The following is a 16,046-nucleotide window of genomic DNA, read 5'->3' as shown; positions in this document are numbered from 1 at the left end:
GGCCTCACGACGCATCGGTGCCGGGTTCGATCCGCACGGCGCAGACCTTGAACTCGGGCATCCTGCTGCGGGGGTCGAGGGCGGTGCTGGTGATCAGGTTGGCCCGGCCGGGGCCGGGATAGTGGAACGGCACGAACACCGTGTCCGTGCGCATGCTGCCGACCAGCCGCACGCGCGCGACGGCGGTGCCGCGGGCCGAGGTGATGCGGGCCGGTTCGCCCTCGCGCAGCCCGGCGCGCTCGGCGGTGTCGGGGTGGATCTCGACGAACGGTTCGGGCGCGGCCTCGTGCAGTTCGGTCACGCGGCGGGTCTGCGCGCCGGACTGGTAGTGCGCGAGCACGCGGCCGGTCGTGGCGTACAGGGGGTGGTCGGCGTCGGTGGTCTCGGCGGGGTCGCGGTGGTCGACCTCGGCGAACCGGGCGCGTCCGTCCGGGTGCGCGAAGCGGTCGAGGAAGAGGCGGGGGGTGCCGGGGTGCGGCTCCCCGCCGGGGGTCTCCGGGCAGGGCCAGTGCAGGGTCTCCCCCGCGTCCAGGCGGTCGTAGCTGATGCCGGAGTAGTCCGCCCTGCCGCTGCGGGAGGCGCGCCGCAGTTCCTCGAAGACCTGGCGCGGCGAGGTCGGGTAGCGGTCTGCCGGTTCGCCGAGCCGGACCGCGAGGCCGTGCAGGACCTCCAGGTCGGTGCGCACGCCGTCCGGCGGGGGGTGCAGCCGGCGGCGGCGCAGCACCCGGCCCTCCAGGTTGGTCATGGTGCCCTCCTCCTCGGCCCACTGGGCGACCGGGAGCACCACGTCGGCCATCCGCGCGGTGTCCGACGGCACGAAGTCGGCCACCACCAGGAGGTCGAGGGAGGCCAGCCGGTCGCAGACGTGGGCGGCGTTCGGCGCGGACACGGCGGGGTTGGAGCCGAACACCAGCAGGGCCCGCGGGCCGCCGTCGGTGCCGAGCGCGTCGAGCAGTTCGTAGGCGCTGCGGCCCGGGCCGGGCAGGGTGTCCGGGTCTGCGCCCCAGACCTGCGCCACGTGGGCCCGTGCCGCCGAGTCGGTGATCATGCGGTAGCCGGGGAGCTGGTCGGCCTTCTGGCCGTGCTCGCGGCCGCCCTGCCCGTTGCCCTGTCCGGTCAGGCAGCCGTAACCGCTTCCGGCGACGCCGGGGAGTCCCAGGGCGAGCGCGAGGTTGATGAAGGCCGCGGCCGTGTCGGCGCCCTTGCTGTGCTGCTCGGCGCCGCGGCCCGTCAGCACGTACGCCCGCCGCGCCTCGCCCAGCATCCGTACGGCGGCGCGCTGTTCGGCGACGGGGACGCCGGTGACGCGTTCGACGCGCTCGGGCCACCAGGTCACGGCGCGCCGCCAGGCCGCGTCGAAGCCGGTGGTGCGCTCCTGGACGTACTCCTTGTCGCACCAGCCGTCGCTCACGGCGATGTGCAGCAGCCCCAGCGCCAGCGCCAGGTCGGTGCCCGGCACCGGTTGCAGGTGCAGGGCGGCGCGCTCGGCGGTCTTGGTGCGGCGGGGGTCGACGACGATGCAGTCGGCCTTCTCCAGGTGCTGCATGAGCGGAGGCATCGTCTCGGCGGGGTTGGCGCCGGCGAGCAGGATCGCCTCCGCCCCGCCCAGGTCGCCGACCGGGAAGGGCAGTCCGCGGTCCAGGCCGAAGGCCACCGCCCCGGCCACGGCGGCCGAGGACATGCAGAACCGGCCGTTGTAGTCGATCTGGCTGGTCTTCAGGGCGAGCCGGGCGAACTTGCCCAGCAGGTACGCCTTCTCGTTGGTGAGGCCGCCCCCGCCGAACACGGCGAGCGCGTCTGGGCCGTGCTCGTCGCGGATCCGCCACAGCTTTTCGGCGACGGTGTCCAGGGCGGTGTCCCAGTCGACCGGGACGAGACGGCCGACCGCGTCGCGCACAAGCGGGTGGCGCAGCCGGTCCCGGACGTCGAGCAGGGCGGGAGCGGTCCAGCCCTTCTGGCACAGCCTGCCGTCGTTGACGGGGAAGTCGGAGGGCTCCACCACCGTCCCCCCTGAGTCGTGGCCGAGGCGGGTCCCGCACTGCAGGGCGCAGTACGGGCAGTGGGTGGCCACGCTCGTGCTCGCCGCGGTGTCAGGCACGGGTGGCCTCCGACGGCTTGGCGGCGCTTTGCCCGGTCCGCCGCGGGTCGTGCGCGACGTCGGGCGAGGCGCCGTGCGGGGCGCGCAGGTAGACCACACGCGTGACGGTCACGCACACCGCGTAGAAGGCGAGGAAGGACCAGAAGGCGGGCTCGCCCGTCCCCGGGCCGCCGTAGGACGCCCGGAAGGCCAGGTTGACGGCGACGCCGCCGAGCGCGCCGACGGCACCGGCGATGCCTATGACCGCGCCGGTCAGGCGCCGGGCGCGGGCGAAGGCCTCGGTCGCGTCGTGGCCGGCGGTGACGGCGGCCTCCGCCTGCCCGGCGAAGACCCCCGGGATCAGCTTGTACGTGGACCCGTTGCCGAGGCCGCTGAGCACGAACAGCACCGTGAACACGGCGACGAACAGCGCGAGGGAGTGGTGTGCCGAAGCCACCAGCAGCAGGCCGGTTCCCGCGCCCATGGCGAGGAAGTTCCAGAACGTGACCCGTGCTCCGCCCCAGCGGTCGGCGAGCCGGCCGCCGAGCGGCCGGGAGAGCGAGCCGAGCAGCGGCCCCAGGAAGGTGTAGCCGGCCGCCTCCAGCGGTGTGGTGCCGAACTGGTTCTGCAGGACGAGGCCGAAGGCGAAGCCGTAGCCGATGAACGAGCCGAACGTGCCCAGGTACAGCAGCGAGATCCACCCGGTGTGCTGGTTGCCCACCGCCTCGCGCAGCACGCCGGGCCCTGCCGGACCGGTGTCGACGTTGTCCATGCCGAGCGCCGCGAGCAGGGCGGCGAGGGCGATCAGCGGCAGGTAGGCGGCGATCACGTAGGCGGGGTGGGTCTCGCCCGCTGTGGCGATCACCAGCAGTCCGATCAGCTGGATCACCGCGACGCCCAGGTTGCCGCCGCCTGCGTTGAGGCCGAGCGCCCAGCCCTGGTGACGCCGGGGGAAGAAGTGGGCGATGTTGGTCGTCGAGGACGCGAAGTTGCCGCCGCCGACGCCCGCCGTCGCGGCGACGACCAGGAACACCCACAGGGGCGTGCCCGGCTGTTGGACGAAGTACAGCGCCAGCAGCGCCGGCACGAGCAGGAGGGTGGAGCTGAAGACGGTCCAGTTGCGCCCGCCGAACCGGGTCACCGCGTGGCTGTACGGCAGCCGCAGCAGCGCGCCCACCAGGGTGGGGGTGACCACCAGCAGGAACTTCTCGCTCGGGGCGAAGCCCAGGCCGATGGCGGGGGACATGAACAGCACCAGGACCGACCACATGCTCCAGATCGAGAACCCGATGTGCTCGGAGAAGATCGACAGGATGAGGTTGCGTCGTGCGACGTGCTCGCCGGTGCGCTCCCAGAACGTTTCGTCCTCCGGATCCCAGTGCTCGATCCGGCGTCGGGAGACGCGCAGTGCCGACATCGGGGCAACTCCTCGGCTGGGGACGGCGGCCCGACGCGTGACGTCGGACGCCCTGCGGGTGGGGGGAAAGGGGCGCGGGCCCACGGGAGTAAATGGGCCCGCGCCCGGGAGGGGGGCGGCGGCGCGGGGCCTGGGCTTACTCGCCCGTCCGCTCCGCCTTCAGCAGCCGGGCCAGCTCCAGCCGCTTGATCTTGGTGGTGGCGGTCTGCGGCAGGTCGTCGAGCTTCCACTGCACGGGCTCCGCCATCGCGGACAGACCGGCCACCGCGGACTTCCAGGCCGCGAGGTCGAGCGGCTTGTCGTCGCGGGTGCACACCACGGGCACGGGCTTGCCGTCGTCGTCCGGGACGATGATGACCTCGACGAGTTCCGGCATCCGCGCGAAGAGGGTGTCCTCGATCTCCAGGGTGCTGTCGATGCCCTGGATCTTGTCGACCTCCCGGTCGAGCAGGTGCAGGCAGCCCCACTTGGTGCGGTAGCCCAGGTCGCCCATGCGCCACCACTCGCCGTCGGCCTGCTTCTCCCAGCGCTCGTGCTCACCGAGGTAGGTGACGATCCGTCCGTCGGAGCGCACCTCGATGTATCCGGGGGACGACTTGGTGGGCCGCTTGCCGTCCCGGCTGACCAAGCGGATGCCCGTCATGCCGGGGAACGGGGAGCCCACGCAACGGCCGTCGGCGTCCGCGCCGCGCTTCTTGGAGTAGGTGCGGCCGGCGATCGGGCCGACCTCGCTCTGCCCGTACATCTGGACGAACTTCGGCGCCTCGCGCCGCGAGGCGGTGAGCATCAGGTGCACGGTGCGCGGGTGAATGGCGTCGAAGGTACTGCTGAAGTACTTCACGTTCGCCAGCGGCCGGCGCGGGTCGTCGACCAGCACCTCCCAGCGCAGGAACGTGTTCGGGTGGGCCTCGATCAGGCCGGGCGGGGCCTGCTGGAACACCTCGGCCACGACCTCCGGGTCGTCGTCCCTGAGGATGATCACCGGGTGCCCCTGAAGGATCGTGATGGGCATGGCGGTGAACATCCGCGAGTGCACGAACGACACGTGGATGGCTACCGGCTCGCTGCGGCGCACCAGGGACGCCACCGTGCCCTGGGGGCGGTAACGCGCCTGGAACGTACGCCCGGTGTGCACCGCCAGCTTCGGTGTTCCGGTGGTCCCGGAGGTGTGGGTGACCAGTGTCGGATGGTCCGGGGGCATGGTCACCGGCGTGACCCGGGTGGAGCCTGCCAGCGAGGCGAGTTTGACGGCCTCCTCGTGGCTGCCGGAGGCCAGGAGCACCTGCCGGGTGAGGCCGAAGACCTCGGCGGGCAGATGGTGATCCAGCTTGTCCTGGTCGGTCACCAGGTGCGGCCGGTCCACGCGGCGCACCAGCTCGCACACGGTGGCGCCGTCCAGCTTCGGGGACAGCAGAACCGGGACGGCGCCGATCCTGGCTATGGAGCAGGCGAGGAGCGTGATGTCGAACCCGTTGGTCTTGTGGACGACCACGCGTTCCCCGGGCCGGACGTTCGCCGCCCACAACCGGGAGGCGAGGTCGTCGACGAGGTCGGCGACGTCCGTCAGCGTCATGTGGCGCCCGCGCTCCGGAGCGACGTCGAGCTCATGGTCGAGGATCACGGGATTCGCCGGGTGCCGGGCCGCGGCCCGGTCGAACAGCGTGCCCAGCCGAATTCCCTTGTTTCCGATGCGCTGGAGAAACATCTGCCCACCCTCTCATCCGCCGCGACTGTTCATCAGCCGTGCGGCAGGCTGTCTGAATTTCAGTCTCCGGTACGGATCCGCATCTTTTCGCGCCGGGGAAAAGGGGCGCGACGGAAATTACTCACCGGAAGTCGATGCGGTCACCGGGAGGGAATGTCACCGCTTTTCGATGACATCCTTGATGCGCTTCAGCGTGGCGTCGAGGTCCTGCTCGAGCTTGGCGGTCCAGTCGGCGACGAACCTCTTGCGGGCATCCTCGTCCAGGTCGGCGACGATCTTGTGGATGCCCGCGGTCGCCCGACCCATGCGGAAGTGGTGGGTGAGCACGCAGCCGTCGTCGGCGGGCGCCATGTCGAAGCCCCAGATGCTCTCCTGGTCCTCGCGGGCGTGGCTGAGCATCATCCACTGGAAGGTGCGGCCGGGCTCTGCGGCGGTGATGCGGCACTCGGTGTGCCAGACACCGCGCACCAGGGGCGCCCAGGCGACCACATCCTCGCTGCGGAGGTTCTCGCCGCGGAAGACGGCCCCGACGGTCGAGGGTTCGCCAGACACCCACTGCCCACCCCGGCATTCGGGGCTCCATTCGGCACTGCGCGGCAGATCACTGACGACGGAGTAAACCTCGAGGGGGGTCGCGGAAATGTGACTGTCGGCCCTGAGATCGAACAACGGCGAGGTGTCGATGATTGACTGATTCATGTGCAGAATCCTGTCAGAGGACACCCGGTGCCCGTCAAAGAGCGGCTTTCTCATTTGTCAGGTCCGAATTCCCTCATTTCACCGGCACCGGTCTGCCGCGACCGTTTCAGCCCTTGGCGTCCCTGCTCAGCACTAGCTTTCCGCGCACCTTGCCCTCCTCCAGCCGGCGGTGCGCCTCGGCGGCGTCGCTCAGGTGGAGCCGTTCGACCGCCCGGGGCCTGAGGCTGCCGTCGGCGACCAGCCGGTTGATCGCGCTGGCAGCCTCGGCGAGTTCACCGGGGGTGGCGTGGGAGATGGCGAAGCCCAGGACGGAACGGTCCCTCAGGTAGAGCGGCCCCACGGGCAGCTCCGGCCTGGAGCGCAGTCCGGCGAGCAGCACGATCCGCCCCCGCCCAGCGAGGAGGTCCACCGCGGTCTCGAGGTCGTTCATGCCGGAGGCATCGAGGTAGAGGTCGGCGCCCGCCGGAGCGGCGGCGCGAATGCGTCCGGGCACGTCAGGATCCCGGTAGTCGATGACGTGATCGGCGCCGATACCGCGACAGTACTCGGCGTCCCGCTCGGAGGCGACGGCGATGACCCGGCCACCCGCGGCGGCGGCCATCACGACCAGGGCGCTTCCCACATTCCCGGCTGCGCCGACCACGACGACGGTCTCGCCGGACCGGAGCCGCCCGTGGGTGAACAGGCCGAGGTAGGCGGTCGCGGCCGGATGCGCCAGCGCCACGGTCTCGTACGGATCGGCGCCCTCCGGCAGGCGGTACAACCGGTCGACGGGCACCACCACCTGCTCGGCGGCCGCCCCCTGACGGCCGTCGTGACCGAGGCTGTTGCACCACACCCGGTCGCCGGGCCGGAACCGGTGCACGCCCGCGCCGACCGCGGCGACGGTGCCGGTCAGGTCCCGACCGATCACGAAGGGGAAGGTCAGCGGGGTGCGCCAGGCCCCCGAGCGCACGAAGGTGTCGACATGGTTGACGGAGACGGCCCGAACGTCCACCAGCACGTCGGTCGGCCCCGGTTCCGGCGTGGGCTGATCGCCGTAACGGATGACGTCCGGAGATCCGAGCCGTTCAATGTAAGCAGCACGTATCATGGTCAAGGATTCTGGCAAAGATGCCCGGCACTCGTCCGCGTGCGGCCCGGACTCCGTCGCGGATCTGTCAGATCGGGACCGCATCTGTCAGATCCGCCCCTGACTCAGGTTAGGTTCAGACGGGCCAGCTCCCGCCGGGAGCCCACGCCCAGCTTGGGATACGCCTTGTACAGATGGTGCTCGACGGTCCTGCGGCTGAGGAACAGCTGCGCCGCGATCTCCCGGCTGCTGTTGCCGCCGGCCGCCAGCCGGACCACCTGCAGCTCCTGCGGGGTCAGCCGGTCGAGGACGTTCTCCGCGGTCGCCTTGGCGACCGTCGTCGCGTCACCCGCCGCCCGCAGCTCCGCCCGCGCCCGCTCCGCCCAGGGCACGGCACGGAGCCGCTCGAAGATCTCCAGGGCCGACCGGAGCGATGCGCGGGCTTCGCTGCGCCGCCGGGCCCTGCGCAGCCACTCCCCATACAGCAGCTCGGTTCGGGCCCGCTCGAAGGGCCGCCGGCCCTGTTCGTGCAGACGGACCGCCCGCACGTAGTCCTCTTCCCGCCCGTCGACCAGGGCCCGGCACCGGTGGACCACCGCCCGCGCCCACGGTTGACTACCGGCCTGCGCCCAGGCCTCGAAGGCGAGCATCGGCCGCTCGGCCCGCTCCTGCTGCCCGAGCCGTATCGCCGCCTCCACCTGATCGGCGACGGCGGCCATAGCCATTGCTGTGTGGCGATGCGGCCCCGGACCGATGGCGGCCTCGAGCCTGCCGAGCGCCGCCTCGTAGTCGCCCTGCGCCAGTTCGAGCAGGCTCAAGGCGCTTTCGCCGGCCACCCTGCCGACGTCGGGAACGTCCTGCGTGAGGCTGCGGCAGCGCTGTTCGTCGCCCTCGATCGCCGCGATCCGCGCCGGGACGCCGTTGAGCCAGGCGGCGCGCTGCCGCAGCCCCGTGTCGCGGGCGATCTCCACGGCCTCGGCCACCGATGCCTCGGCGTCCCTGTGCGCCCCGGCCAGCACCTGGCGTTCCGCCAGCACGTGCAGGGCCTGCGGCAGGGCGCCGATGAGTCCCTGTGCGCGGCAGCTCGCCACCTCCGCGGCGGCCAGTTCCATGGCCGTGGCGTCGTCCCCGACCAGGATCGCGCTGCGCAGGGCGCGCGTCCGCGCCGCGTCTCCCCCGTCCGGGCCGACGACGACGGCGCGCTCCAGCAGAGGCAGTCCGCGGGCGTAGTCATCGTCGACGAGATACGCCATGCCCTCCACCATCGGGTCCGCCTCCCCGAGGGACGCCAGCCGCCGGGCGGCTTCCCGCACCAAGTCCGCGTCACCGGCGAACCAGCTGTACGTGGCGCCGGTGCGGAGCATGCCCCGGCCCCATTCGGGATCGGCCGAGGGCGTCTGCCTCAGCAGCAGACGGGCAGCCTCCCGCTGGTTCCCCAATTCGAACATCACGGCGGCACGCACGGGGGCCAGCCGAGCCAGGTCCTCCGGTTCGTCGGTCGATCGCTCGGCCTGCTCGGCCAGGTCCTCGGCCTGACCGGCGTGCCCGGCGTTCAGCGCGAGGGCCGCGGCGTCCGTGAGCCGGCGGACCTGTGCGCGGCGGTCGGGGGTGAGCCGGGCGACCTGCTGGTGCAGGAGCGAGGCGGCGGCGTAGGCGCTGCGGTCCGCGGCCCGGTCGGCGGCCGCCACCAGTTCGTCCGCGACCGCATTGTCGGGTGACGTCGTGGCCAGCGGCAGGTGCCGGGCCCGGCAGTCGGGGTCGTCCGCGGCGTCGGCCAGAGCCTGGTGGACGGCGATCCGCCGGGCCAGTACGGCTCCCTGGTAAGCGGCGGTCCCGATCAGCGGATGGCGGAACGCGACGGTGCTCTCGGTCACTTGGATCAGGTCCGCCCGCTCGGCGTCCTCCAGGTCCTCCAGACCAACGCCCAGCGTCCGGGCCGCCTTCATCTGCAGGGGCAGGTCGCCCCGCCCCTCGGCCGCCGCGACCAGCAGGGCCAGTCGTGTCTTCTCGGGCAGTCTGGCGATCTGAGCACGGTACGACGACAGCACCCGGTCGGCGACCGTCACAGGCGTGAACTTGCCGGGGTCGTCGCGGCGGGCGGCCCCGAACTCGATGAGCGCCAGCGGGTTCCCCGCGGACTCAGCGATGACCTGGTCCCGCAGGGCAGGGGGCAGACCCATGTCGGCGAGCAGACGCACCGCGTCGCCGGTGTCGAGACGGGAGGGCCGCAGCTCGGTGAGCCCGGGCGCGGCGAACCCCTCCTCCCGGGTCGCGAAAACCATCGCCACCTGCTCGGCGGCCAGCCGGCGCCCGGCGAAGAGCAGCGCCTCCGCGGTGGCCTGATCCAGCCACTGGGCGTCGTCCACCAGGCAGAGCAACGGCTCCTGCTCGGCCAGGTCCGCCAGGAGCGTGAGCACGGCCAGTCCGGTCAGGAATCTGTCCTGCGTCCTGGTGCGGCCCGCGCCGAGCACCGCCCGCAGCGCGTCCGCCTGCGGTTCGGGCAGGGCGTCCAGCCGGTCCTGCACCGGCCACAGCAACTGCACCAGCCCACCGAACGCGAGATCCGACTCCGGCTCTACACCGGTGACCCGCAGAACCCGCGTGCCGGACGCCGACGCAGACTCCGCCGCCCGGTTGAGCAGGGCCGTCTTCCCGATGCCCGCCTCACCCCGCAGGACGAGGGCACCGCTGCGTCCCCCGCGGGCCCGCGCCACCAGATCCTCAAGCGCCGCCAGCTCTGTGGACCTGCCGTACAGCACGTCAGTGCCCTCGCTCTCCGTGATGCGGCCCACCGGTAAGCAAGCCGTGCCGAAGTACGTACCCGGTGTCAGAAACCTTACTGATTCGGCTGGGCCGTCCCCCTTCCTACCGTGTGGAACAAGCCGGTTCCCCGATGGAGGAGATCGTGAGCCACTTCTTCGAACCACTGCCCCTGGGAAAGCTGACGCTGCCCAATCGGCTCGTCATGGCGCCGATGACGCGCAGCCGGGCCAGGGACAGCGTGCAGACCCCGCTGGCCGCCGAGTACTACGCGCAGCGCGCCGGGGCGGGTCTCATCGTCACCGAGGGCACGCAGCCCTGCGTGATCGGGCAGGGATACATCGACACACCGGGCCTGCACATGACGGAGCAGGTGGAGGCGTGGCGTCGGGTGACCGACGCGGTCCATGAGGAGCAGGGCCGGATCTTCGTGCAGCTGATGCACTCCGGCCGGATCGGTCACCCGAGCCTCTACCCGGACGGCGCGCTGCCACTGGCGCCCTCGGCGGCGGCCTCGGGCGGCCAGATGTACACCCCGGAGGGCATGCTGGACCACCCCACGCCCCGGGCGATGGTCCTGGAGGACATCGCCCGGGCGGTCGAGGAGCACATCTCGGCCGCGAAGTACGCGATGGACGCCGGGTTCGACGGTGTGGAACTGCACGGCGCCAACGGCTACCTGATCCACCAGTTCCTCGCCGACAACACCAACCGGCGCACCGACGCCTACGGCGGCAGCATCGACAACCGCACCCGTTTCGCCGTCGAAGTCGCCCAGGCGGTGAGCGACGCGATCGGCCCGGAGCGGGTCGGCATCCGCCTGTCCCCCGCCAACACGGCCAACGGCATCGAGGAGCGCGACCCGGCCGCGCTGTACGAGGCCCTGATCCGGGCCCTGGCGCCCGTCAACCTGGCCTACGTCCACCTGATGGAATTCGGCAGCCGTGACATCACGAAGCTGATCCGGAAGGAATGGCCTGGCGTACTGATCCTCAATCCGCACGCCACGGCTGAAGAGACCTCGGTGACGCCCGAGTCCGCCGAGGCGGTGTTGAAGGAGGGACTGTGCGACGCGGTGAGCATCGGCTCACTGTGGCTCGCCAACCCCGACCTCCCCGCGCGGATCAGGGCAGGCGGCCCCTTCAACGCTCCTGACCCGGACACCTTCTACGGAGGCGACCACCGGGGCTACACCGACTACCCGACGCTGGACGGCTGATCCACCGGGCAGGCGGTAGGGGGCACGCGGTCGGCGCCCGGCCCGCCCCACCCCGCTTCCGTCCCGCCCGGTCATCGACTCCCTGGCCCGGCCGGCACCTTTTCCCGAAGGGCTGCACGGCCGGCCCGGGCCAGGGTGATCCAGCGCCGACCGACCGCTCAGGGAGCACAGATGAGCAACTCACTCGCCGAGCCCGGCGCCCCCGGTCCCGCCGCGCCGGGCAGGAAACCACACGAAACCGATGCCCGCGGCCCGTTCCACGGACCCGCTGCCTTCTGGCTGGCCCTCATGGCCGGCCCGCTGTCCTTCGGTATAGCAGGCCCCGCCCTGATCCTGGACGACGCCGCGAGGGACCTCGATGTCTCAGCCGGGGCGGTGACCTGGACGGTGACCGCGTTCGGCTGGGGCATAGCGGTCGGCACGCCCCTGCTGGCCGGGCTGCTGGACCGCCGGGGGCCGCGCGCCGCGCTGACGGTGTGCGGCCTGCTCGTCCTGCTGGGGGCGGGCCTGGTGGCCGGCATACCCGTCCTGCCGGTCCTCGTCCTCGGTACCGCTCTGCAGGGCCTCGGCACGGCCGGCCTCACGGCGACGGCGATGAGCCTCGCCGACTCGCCCCGCGTCATGGGACTGGTCACCGCCTCGCTCGCCGTGGTGGGTTCGACGGCTCCGCTGGCCGGTTCCCTCGTCAACGACCTGCTGTCCTGGCAGGCCGCCCTCGCCCTGCCGGTGCTGAGCACCGTCGCCGTTCCCTTCGCCGCGGCCCGGTGCGCGAACGGCGCTCCGGCCACCCGTGAGCCGTTCGACCCAGTGGGCACCGCGCTGCTGACCGCGCTGGTCACCGCGTTGGTGTTCGTGCCGCATCAGCCGCTGATCGCCGGTGTGTGCTCCGTCGCCGCCGCGGCGCTGCTGGCGGCCCATGTACGCGCACGGCCGCGGGGATTCGTACCCGCCGTCCTGGTCCGCACCCCGGGCTTCCTGGTCTCGGCGGGGCTCGCGTTCTGTCTGGCGGTGGTCAACTTCGGCATGATGTACGCGATTCCGGAGCGGCTGGAGGACCACACGTCGTGGTCCTCCAGCGAGATCGGCGTCGCCATGGTGTGGCCACTGCTGCTGGGCGGCGCCCTGTCGTGGTTCGTCGTGGCGGTCTCGGCACGGACCGGACGCCGGACCGTGATCACCACGCTCGTCACCCTTGCGGTCCTGGGACCGGTGCTGGCGGCCTTCAGCACCGCTGCTCCGGCCCTGCTGGCCGCTCAGGCCCTGACGTCGATCGCGGCGGCATCGGGTCAGGGAGCGTTCGCCGTCCACGCCACCTCGGCCGTCCACGACGACCAACGGCCCCCGGCGATCGGCCTGTTCAACCTGTCGTATCTCCTCGGTGCGGCATTCGGGCCCGCCATCGTCTCGCTCCTGGCGCTCTGACCGTCGGCGATCCGATCCCTGTGCGCCGTCACACCCGTACGGGTGTGACGGCGCACAACGTGTTTCACGGGCCATCTCACGTTCACCAAATGGCCTAATCGGTAAGGGAGTCTGTGAGGAGTGACAGTGAGACCGCACCTCGTCCGGCGTTCCCGCCACGGGTCGGACGGAGGCCGGAAATCACCGGTGTGTTTCACGCCACCACGGGTAGTGAACCCACACCGGCGGCTGATCAGTCCGGTCCGTAGGCCACCAGGTGACGCATGTGGGGGGGCTGTGGTTTTCTCTGTTCACGGTCCCCAGACGCGGCTCGTGGAACACACGCAGGTGTCCTCCCGTTGCGCCGGTGGAGCGGTGGTCCGTGCGACTCGGCCTTCCTGCTCCGCCACTACTGGCGGTTGGGGAACGAGACACCGGAGGGCCTCGTGTCGCAGAAGAAGGACGAAGCGGTGGCCGCCGTACTGGCACTGCTGGACCTGCTCGCCGGCGAAGGCCCGGCAAGCCGCTTCGAGGCGCCGGTCGAGGAGGCCCGCAGGCAGGGCGTGACCGGTGCCGACCTGCGCATGGTGGAACAGGTCAAACGGCTGGCCCTGGCCATCCAGGCCCGGCTGGAGCGGCGTCAGCAGGGGAGGGCCGCCCTCACCACGCTCGTCGACACAGTTTGCGACCTGGTGACCCCGCACACTGTCGAGGACACCCTCAAGATCATCACGCGCCGAGCGCGGCTGCTGCTCGGCGCCGACGTCTCCTGGGTCATCCTGCCCGCAGCCGACGACGACCGGGTGTTCCGGCTGCACGCCCCCGACGGTCACGTCACGATGCAGAACACCCGGCTGCGATTGCCGAAGGAAGCCGGGCTCGCGGCCGCCGTACTGGCCCATCGTGCGCCGCTGTGGACATCCGACTACCTGACGGACGACAGCTTCCGGCACGCCGACCAGCCCGATCAGTGGATCAAGGCCGAAGGGCTCCACGCCGTCCTCGCCGTGCCGTTGAGCCGGGGCGCCGGCTTCCCGGGATCGCTGCACGTGGCCGAACGCAGTGTGCGCCACTTCTCCGTCGACGAGATAGCGCTGATGAACATGCTCGCCGAAGTCGGCGGTGTGGCCCTGGAGCGGGCCCTGCACCTGGACGAGTCGCGTGAGGACATGTCGGTCCTGCGGGAGCAGGTACTGCGCACCGAGGCCGAACTGGCCGGCGCGCGAAGACTGGCCGCCACGCAGGGGGCGCTGCTCGACCTGGTGCTCGGCGGCTGCGATCCGCACACGCTGGTCGAAGAGTTCCACGCCAGGCTGGGCGCCCCCGTGCTGCTGTGCGGTCCGCACGGCACGGCGATCGCCGCGGCCGGAGACATGCCGGAGCGCACGCAGGAGGAGTTCATTCGCGCCGCGAAGGACGCCGGGATCCCGCGGGATCTGTCACCGACCCTTCTGGACGGCGGCCTCTGGTCCGTGCCGATCCTCGCCCGCAGTCACTACATGGGCGCCTTATACGTCCATGCCGACCCTTCACTTACCGACGACACGGCGGAACTGCTCCGGCACGCCGCCCGAGTGGCCGCAGTACTGCTGTTCCTCCAGGAGGGCAGTACCGCGGTCGCGGAGGGGCAGCTCCGGGACGAGTTGCTCGACGATCTACTGATCAGTGTGCCCCGGCCCCGGGACCAGCTGGAGCGGCGCGCCCGCCGACTGGGCATCGGCCTGGATCAGCCGCACGTCGTCGTGATCGCCCGCCCCGAAGGGGGTACGCAGGCGCAGGCGGTCACCCGGGCGTCCTCCTGCGCGCGTCGCATGAACGGGCTGAAAACGACGCACGAGGGCAACATCGTGCTGCTGCTGCCGGGCACCGACCCGGGCGCCGCCGCCCGGTCGGTGCACGACGAGCTGTCGTCCCTGCCCAGCCATCCGGCCACGGTGAGCGGCGCCGGTCCCGTGTCGGACCCCGGTTCGGTCCTCCACGGGTACCGGGAAGCAGCGCGCTGCCTCGACGCGATGACCGCCCTGGGCGCTGTCGGAACCTCGGCCTCGACCCACGAGATGGGGTTCGTGGGTCTGCTGCTGTCGGACCAGCTGGACGCCGAGAAGTTCATCGAAAGCACCATAGGTGCCGTACTCGATTACGACGAGCAGCGGCTGACGGAGCTGATCCGCACGCTGGACGCCTACTTCGACACCGGTGGGAGCCCCACGTACGCTGCTGAGAAACTCCATGTACACCCCAATACCGTGGCCCGCCGCCTGGAACGGATCGGTGATCTGATCGGCTCCGACTGGCAGAAGCCGAAGCGGGCCCTCGAGATCCAGCTCGCGCTCCGGATGTCCCGGATACGGCGGGTGCTGAAGGAGCGCAAAGGGCTGGCCGGGAACTCGGCCGGGGATCAGGACGCATAGTCGAGTTCGCCGTCGTCGGCGTCGCCCAGGGCCGCCAGGGCGTGCGCGGCGGACGCGAGGGTGACGTGCCGGTGCCAGCCGCGATAGGAGCGTCCGGCGAAGTCGCGGATGCCCACCTGGTTGGCCCTCCTGGCGAAGTCCTGGTCGACCCGGTGGACCATCCCGCGCAGCCGCATCAAGGACGCGGGCGAAACCGACGTCAGGTCGGTCAGCCACACCTCCCGCGGCCAGCGCCGGTCGTTGTTCCCCACCCCGAGCAGGAGAAGGTCACTGCGCCTGGTTCCCTTGCGCCGGCTTCGAGGAGCGGGCAGCGTCACCCGTACGGCGGTGAGGAGCCCGGACTGCGTGACCGTCCTGTCGCTTGCGCTCGGCCACAGCACTGGCCGTCGCAGGGCCCGGCTCGCACTCATGATCTGGCGCACCGACCTGGGGGCGGCGTCGAAGCCTGGCAGCGCGGGGTCCACCACCGACAGCCGCAGGGAGTCGTCCACCCTGAGCATCAGCGGCATTCCCCTGTTGAGGATCCCCGAGACCGTGGAAGCGACGTCCCCTCCCCGGGCGTCCATCACCACGGGGCGGGACGGCAGTCCCCACGTCGCCGTCTCCAGGTAGGCCTCTACCGCGCATTCGCCGAGGGACTCCGCACATGCGTCGTCTGGTATCGACGCGCGCCGCCGACGGTCCTCGGCGAACCAGCTCGGGGAAAGTTGCAGCCGCCAGTTGACCGGTACGCTCATCTCCTCGGCGACCGCCCACACGCCCACTGCCTGCTGGGCGTTGAGCATCTGACCGTGCTCCGGGAAGAAGCGCCGCTCCACTCCCACGGAGTGCCGCCCGGCCTTCGGGATGACCATGGGCCGCACCACCCACGCCTGGGGCGGAACAGCACTCACCGCGTACCGTGCGAGTGCCCGGCGCACCGGCGCCCACTCCCAGCTCGAGTCACTGATGAAGTGATGCAGGTTCTGCTCCGTCGCCTGTCCCTCGACGAGCGCGGCTATGTTGCGTATCGACTTGCGTCCCCGCACCTCCAAGAGACCTCGTATGTACTCCATGCCCTTGCGCCGTTGGTCACTGCGGGGCAGAGAGGCGAAAAGAAGCGAGCACATCTCCGGCAACAACTCGTTGCACGGAGGCACGTACGCCGGCTCGCACGTGGTCGGACTCTGCGCTTGGCCGGGGCTCAGCGCGACCACACTCATGAACGGACCCTCCATCGAAAGTAGACGGGAGACGATCCGAAGGGCTGCCCCTCCAATGTGCGGTACGTCGAACGTCGGTCCCA

At 71.4% G+C, this 16,046-nt stretch carries 10 protein-coding genes; 3 read left to right on the top strand and 7 right to left on the bottom strand.

The window, feature by feature from the left end; translation table 11 throughout:
- Positions 1-4: 4 nt before the first annotated feature.
- The 6 genes from FGD71_RS46235 to FGD71_RS46210 form a co-directional block, all read right to left on the bottom strand.
- Positions 5-2,098: a molybdopterin oxidoreductase family protein gene (locus FGD71_RS46235; RefSeq protein ID WP_240437097.1), complete on the bottom strand. Its 2,094-nt coding sequence runs from the start codon at positions 2,096-2,098 to the stop codon at positions 5-7.
- A complete protein-coding gene (locus FGD71_RS46230; RefSeq protein ID WP_119106635.1) occupies positions 2,091-3,494 on the bottom strand; it encodes a nitrate/nitrite transporter in 1,404 nt (467 codons plus the stop codon). Before FGD71_RS46230 ends, FGD71_RS46235 begins: the two co-directional genes overlap by 8 nt.
- A gap of 136 nt (positions 3,495-3,630) precedes the next feature.
- Positions 3,631-5,199 carry a class I adenylate-forming enzyme family protein gene (locus FGD71_RS46225; protein WP_119106634.1) on the bottom strand — a complete coding sequence of 523 codons (1,569 nt, stop codon included), beginning with the start codon at positions 5,197-5,199 and terminating at the stop codon, positions 3,631-3,633.
- 156 nt (positions 5,200-5,355) lie between these two features.
- On the bottom strand, positions 5,356-5,898 hold the full coding sequence (locus FGD71_RS46220; RefSeq protein WP_119106633.1) for an SRPBCC family protein: 543 nt from the start codon (positions 5,896-5,898) through the stop codon (positions 5,356-5,358).
- Positions 5,899-6,004: 106 nt separating this feature from the next.
- The gene (locus FGD71_RS46215) at positions 6,005-6,988 is read right to left on the bottom strand and encodes an NADPH:quinone reductase (RefSeq protein WP_119106679.1); all 984 of its coding nucleotides are present in this window, start codon (positions 6,986-6,988) and stop codon (positions 6,005-6,007) included.
- A gap of 107 nt (positions 6,989-7,095) precedes the next feature.
- Positions 7,096-9,729: an ATP-binding protein gene (locus tag FGD71_RS46210; RefSeq protein WP_119106678.1), complete on the bottom strand. Its 2,634-nt coding sequence runs from the start codon at positions 9,727-9,729 to the stop codon at positions 7,096-7,098.
- Between the two features lie 146 nt (positions 9,730-9,875).
- Between FGD71_RS46210 and FGD71_RS46205 the strand changes: the two genes are divergently transcribed.
- The 3 genes from FGD71_RS46205 (at position 9,876) to FGD71_RS46195 (ending at position 14,761) form a co-directional block, all read left to right on the top strand.
- Positions 9,876-10,949 (top strand): alkene reductase, encoded by a 1,074-nt coding sequence (locus FGD71_RS46205; protein WP_478131760.1) that lies wholly within the window; start codon positions 9,876-9,878, stop codon positions 10,947-10,949.
- 171 nt (positions 10,950-11,120) lie between these two features.
- Positions 11,121-12,371 (top strand): MFS transporter, encoded by a 1,251-nt coding sequence (locus FGD71_RS46200; RefSeq protein ID WP_119106631.1) that lies wholly within the window; start codon positions 11,121-11,123, stop codon positions 12,369-12,371.
- A 425-nt stretch (positions 12,372-12,796) separates the two neighbouring features.
- Positions 12,797-14,761 (top strand): helix-turn-helix domain-containing protein, encoded by a 1,965-nt coding sequence (locus tag FGD71_RS46195; RefSeq protein ID WP_219925814.1) that lies wholly within the window; start codon positions 12,797-12,799, stop codon positions 14,759-14,761.
- On the opposite strand, the gene FGD71_RS46190 is transcribed toward FGD71_RS46195, so the two are convergent.
- On the bottom strand, positions 14,749-15,963 hold the full coding sequence (locus FGD71_RS46190) for an IS701 family transposase (protein ID WP_420878414.1): 1,215 nt from the start codon (positions 15,961-15,963) through the stop codon (positions 14,749-14,751). The genes FGD71_RS46195 and FGD71_RS46190 overlap by 13 nt on opposite strands.
- Positions 15,964-16,046: the final 83 nt, after the last annotated feature.

The sequence above is a fragment of the Streptomyces sporangiiformans genome (assembly GCF_005768555.2).
GTDB classification, from domain to species: domain Bacteria; phylum Actinomycetota; class Actinomycetes; order Streptomycetales; family Streptomycetaceae; genus Streptomyces; species Streptomyces sporangiiformans.
Note: the sequence above shows the minus strand (reverse complement) of the source record. Positions and strands in the feature narration are given on the sequence as shown.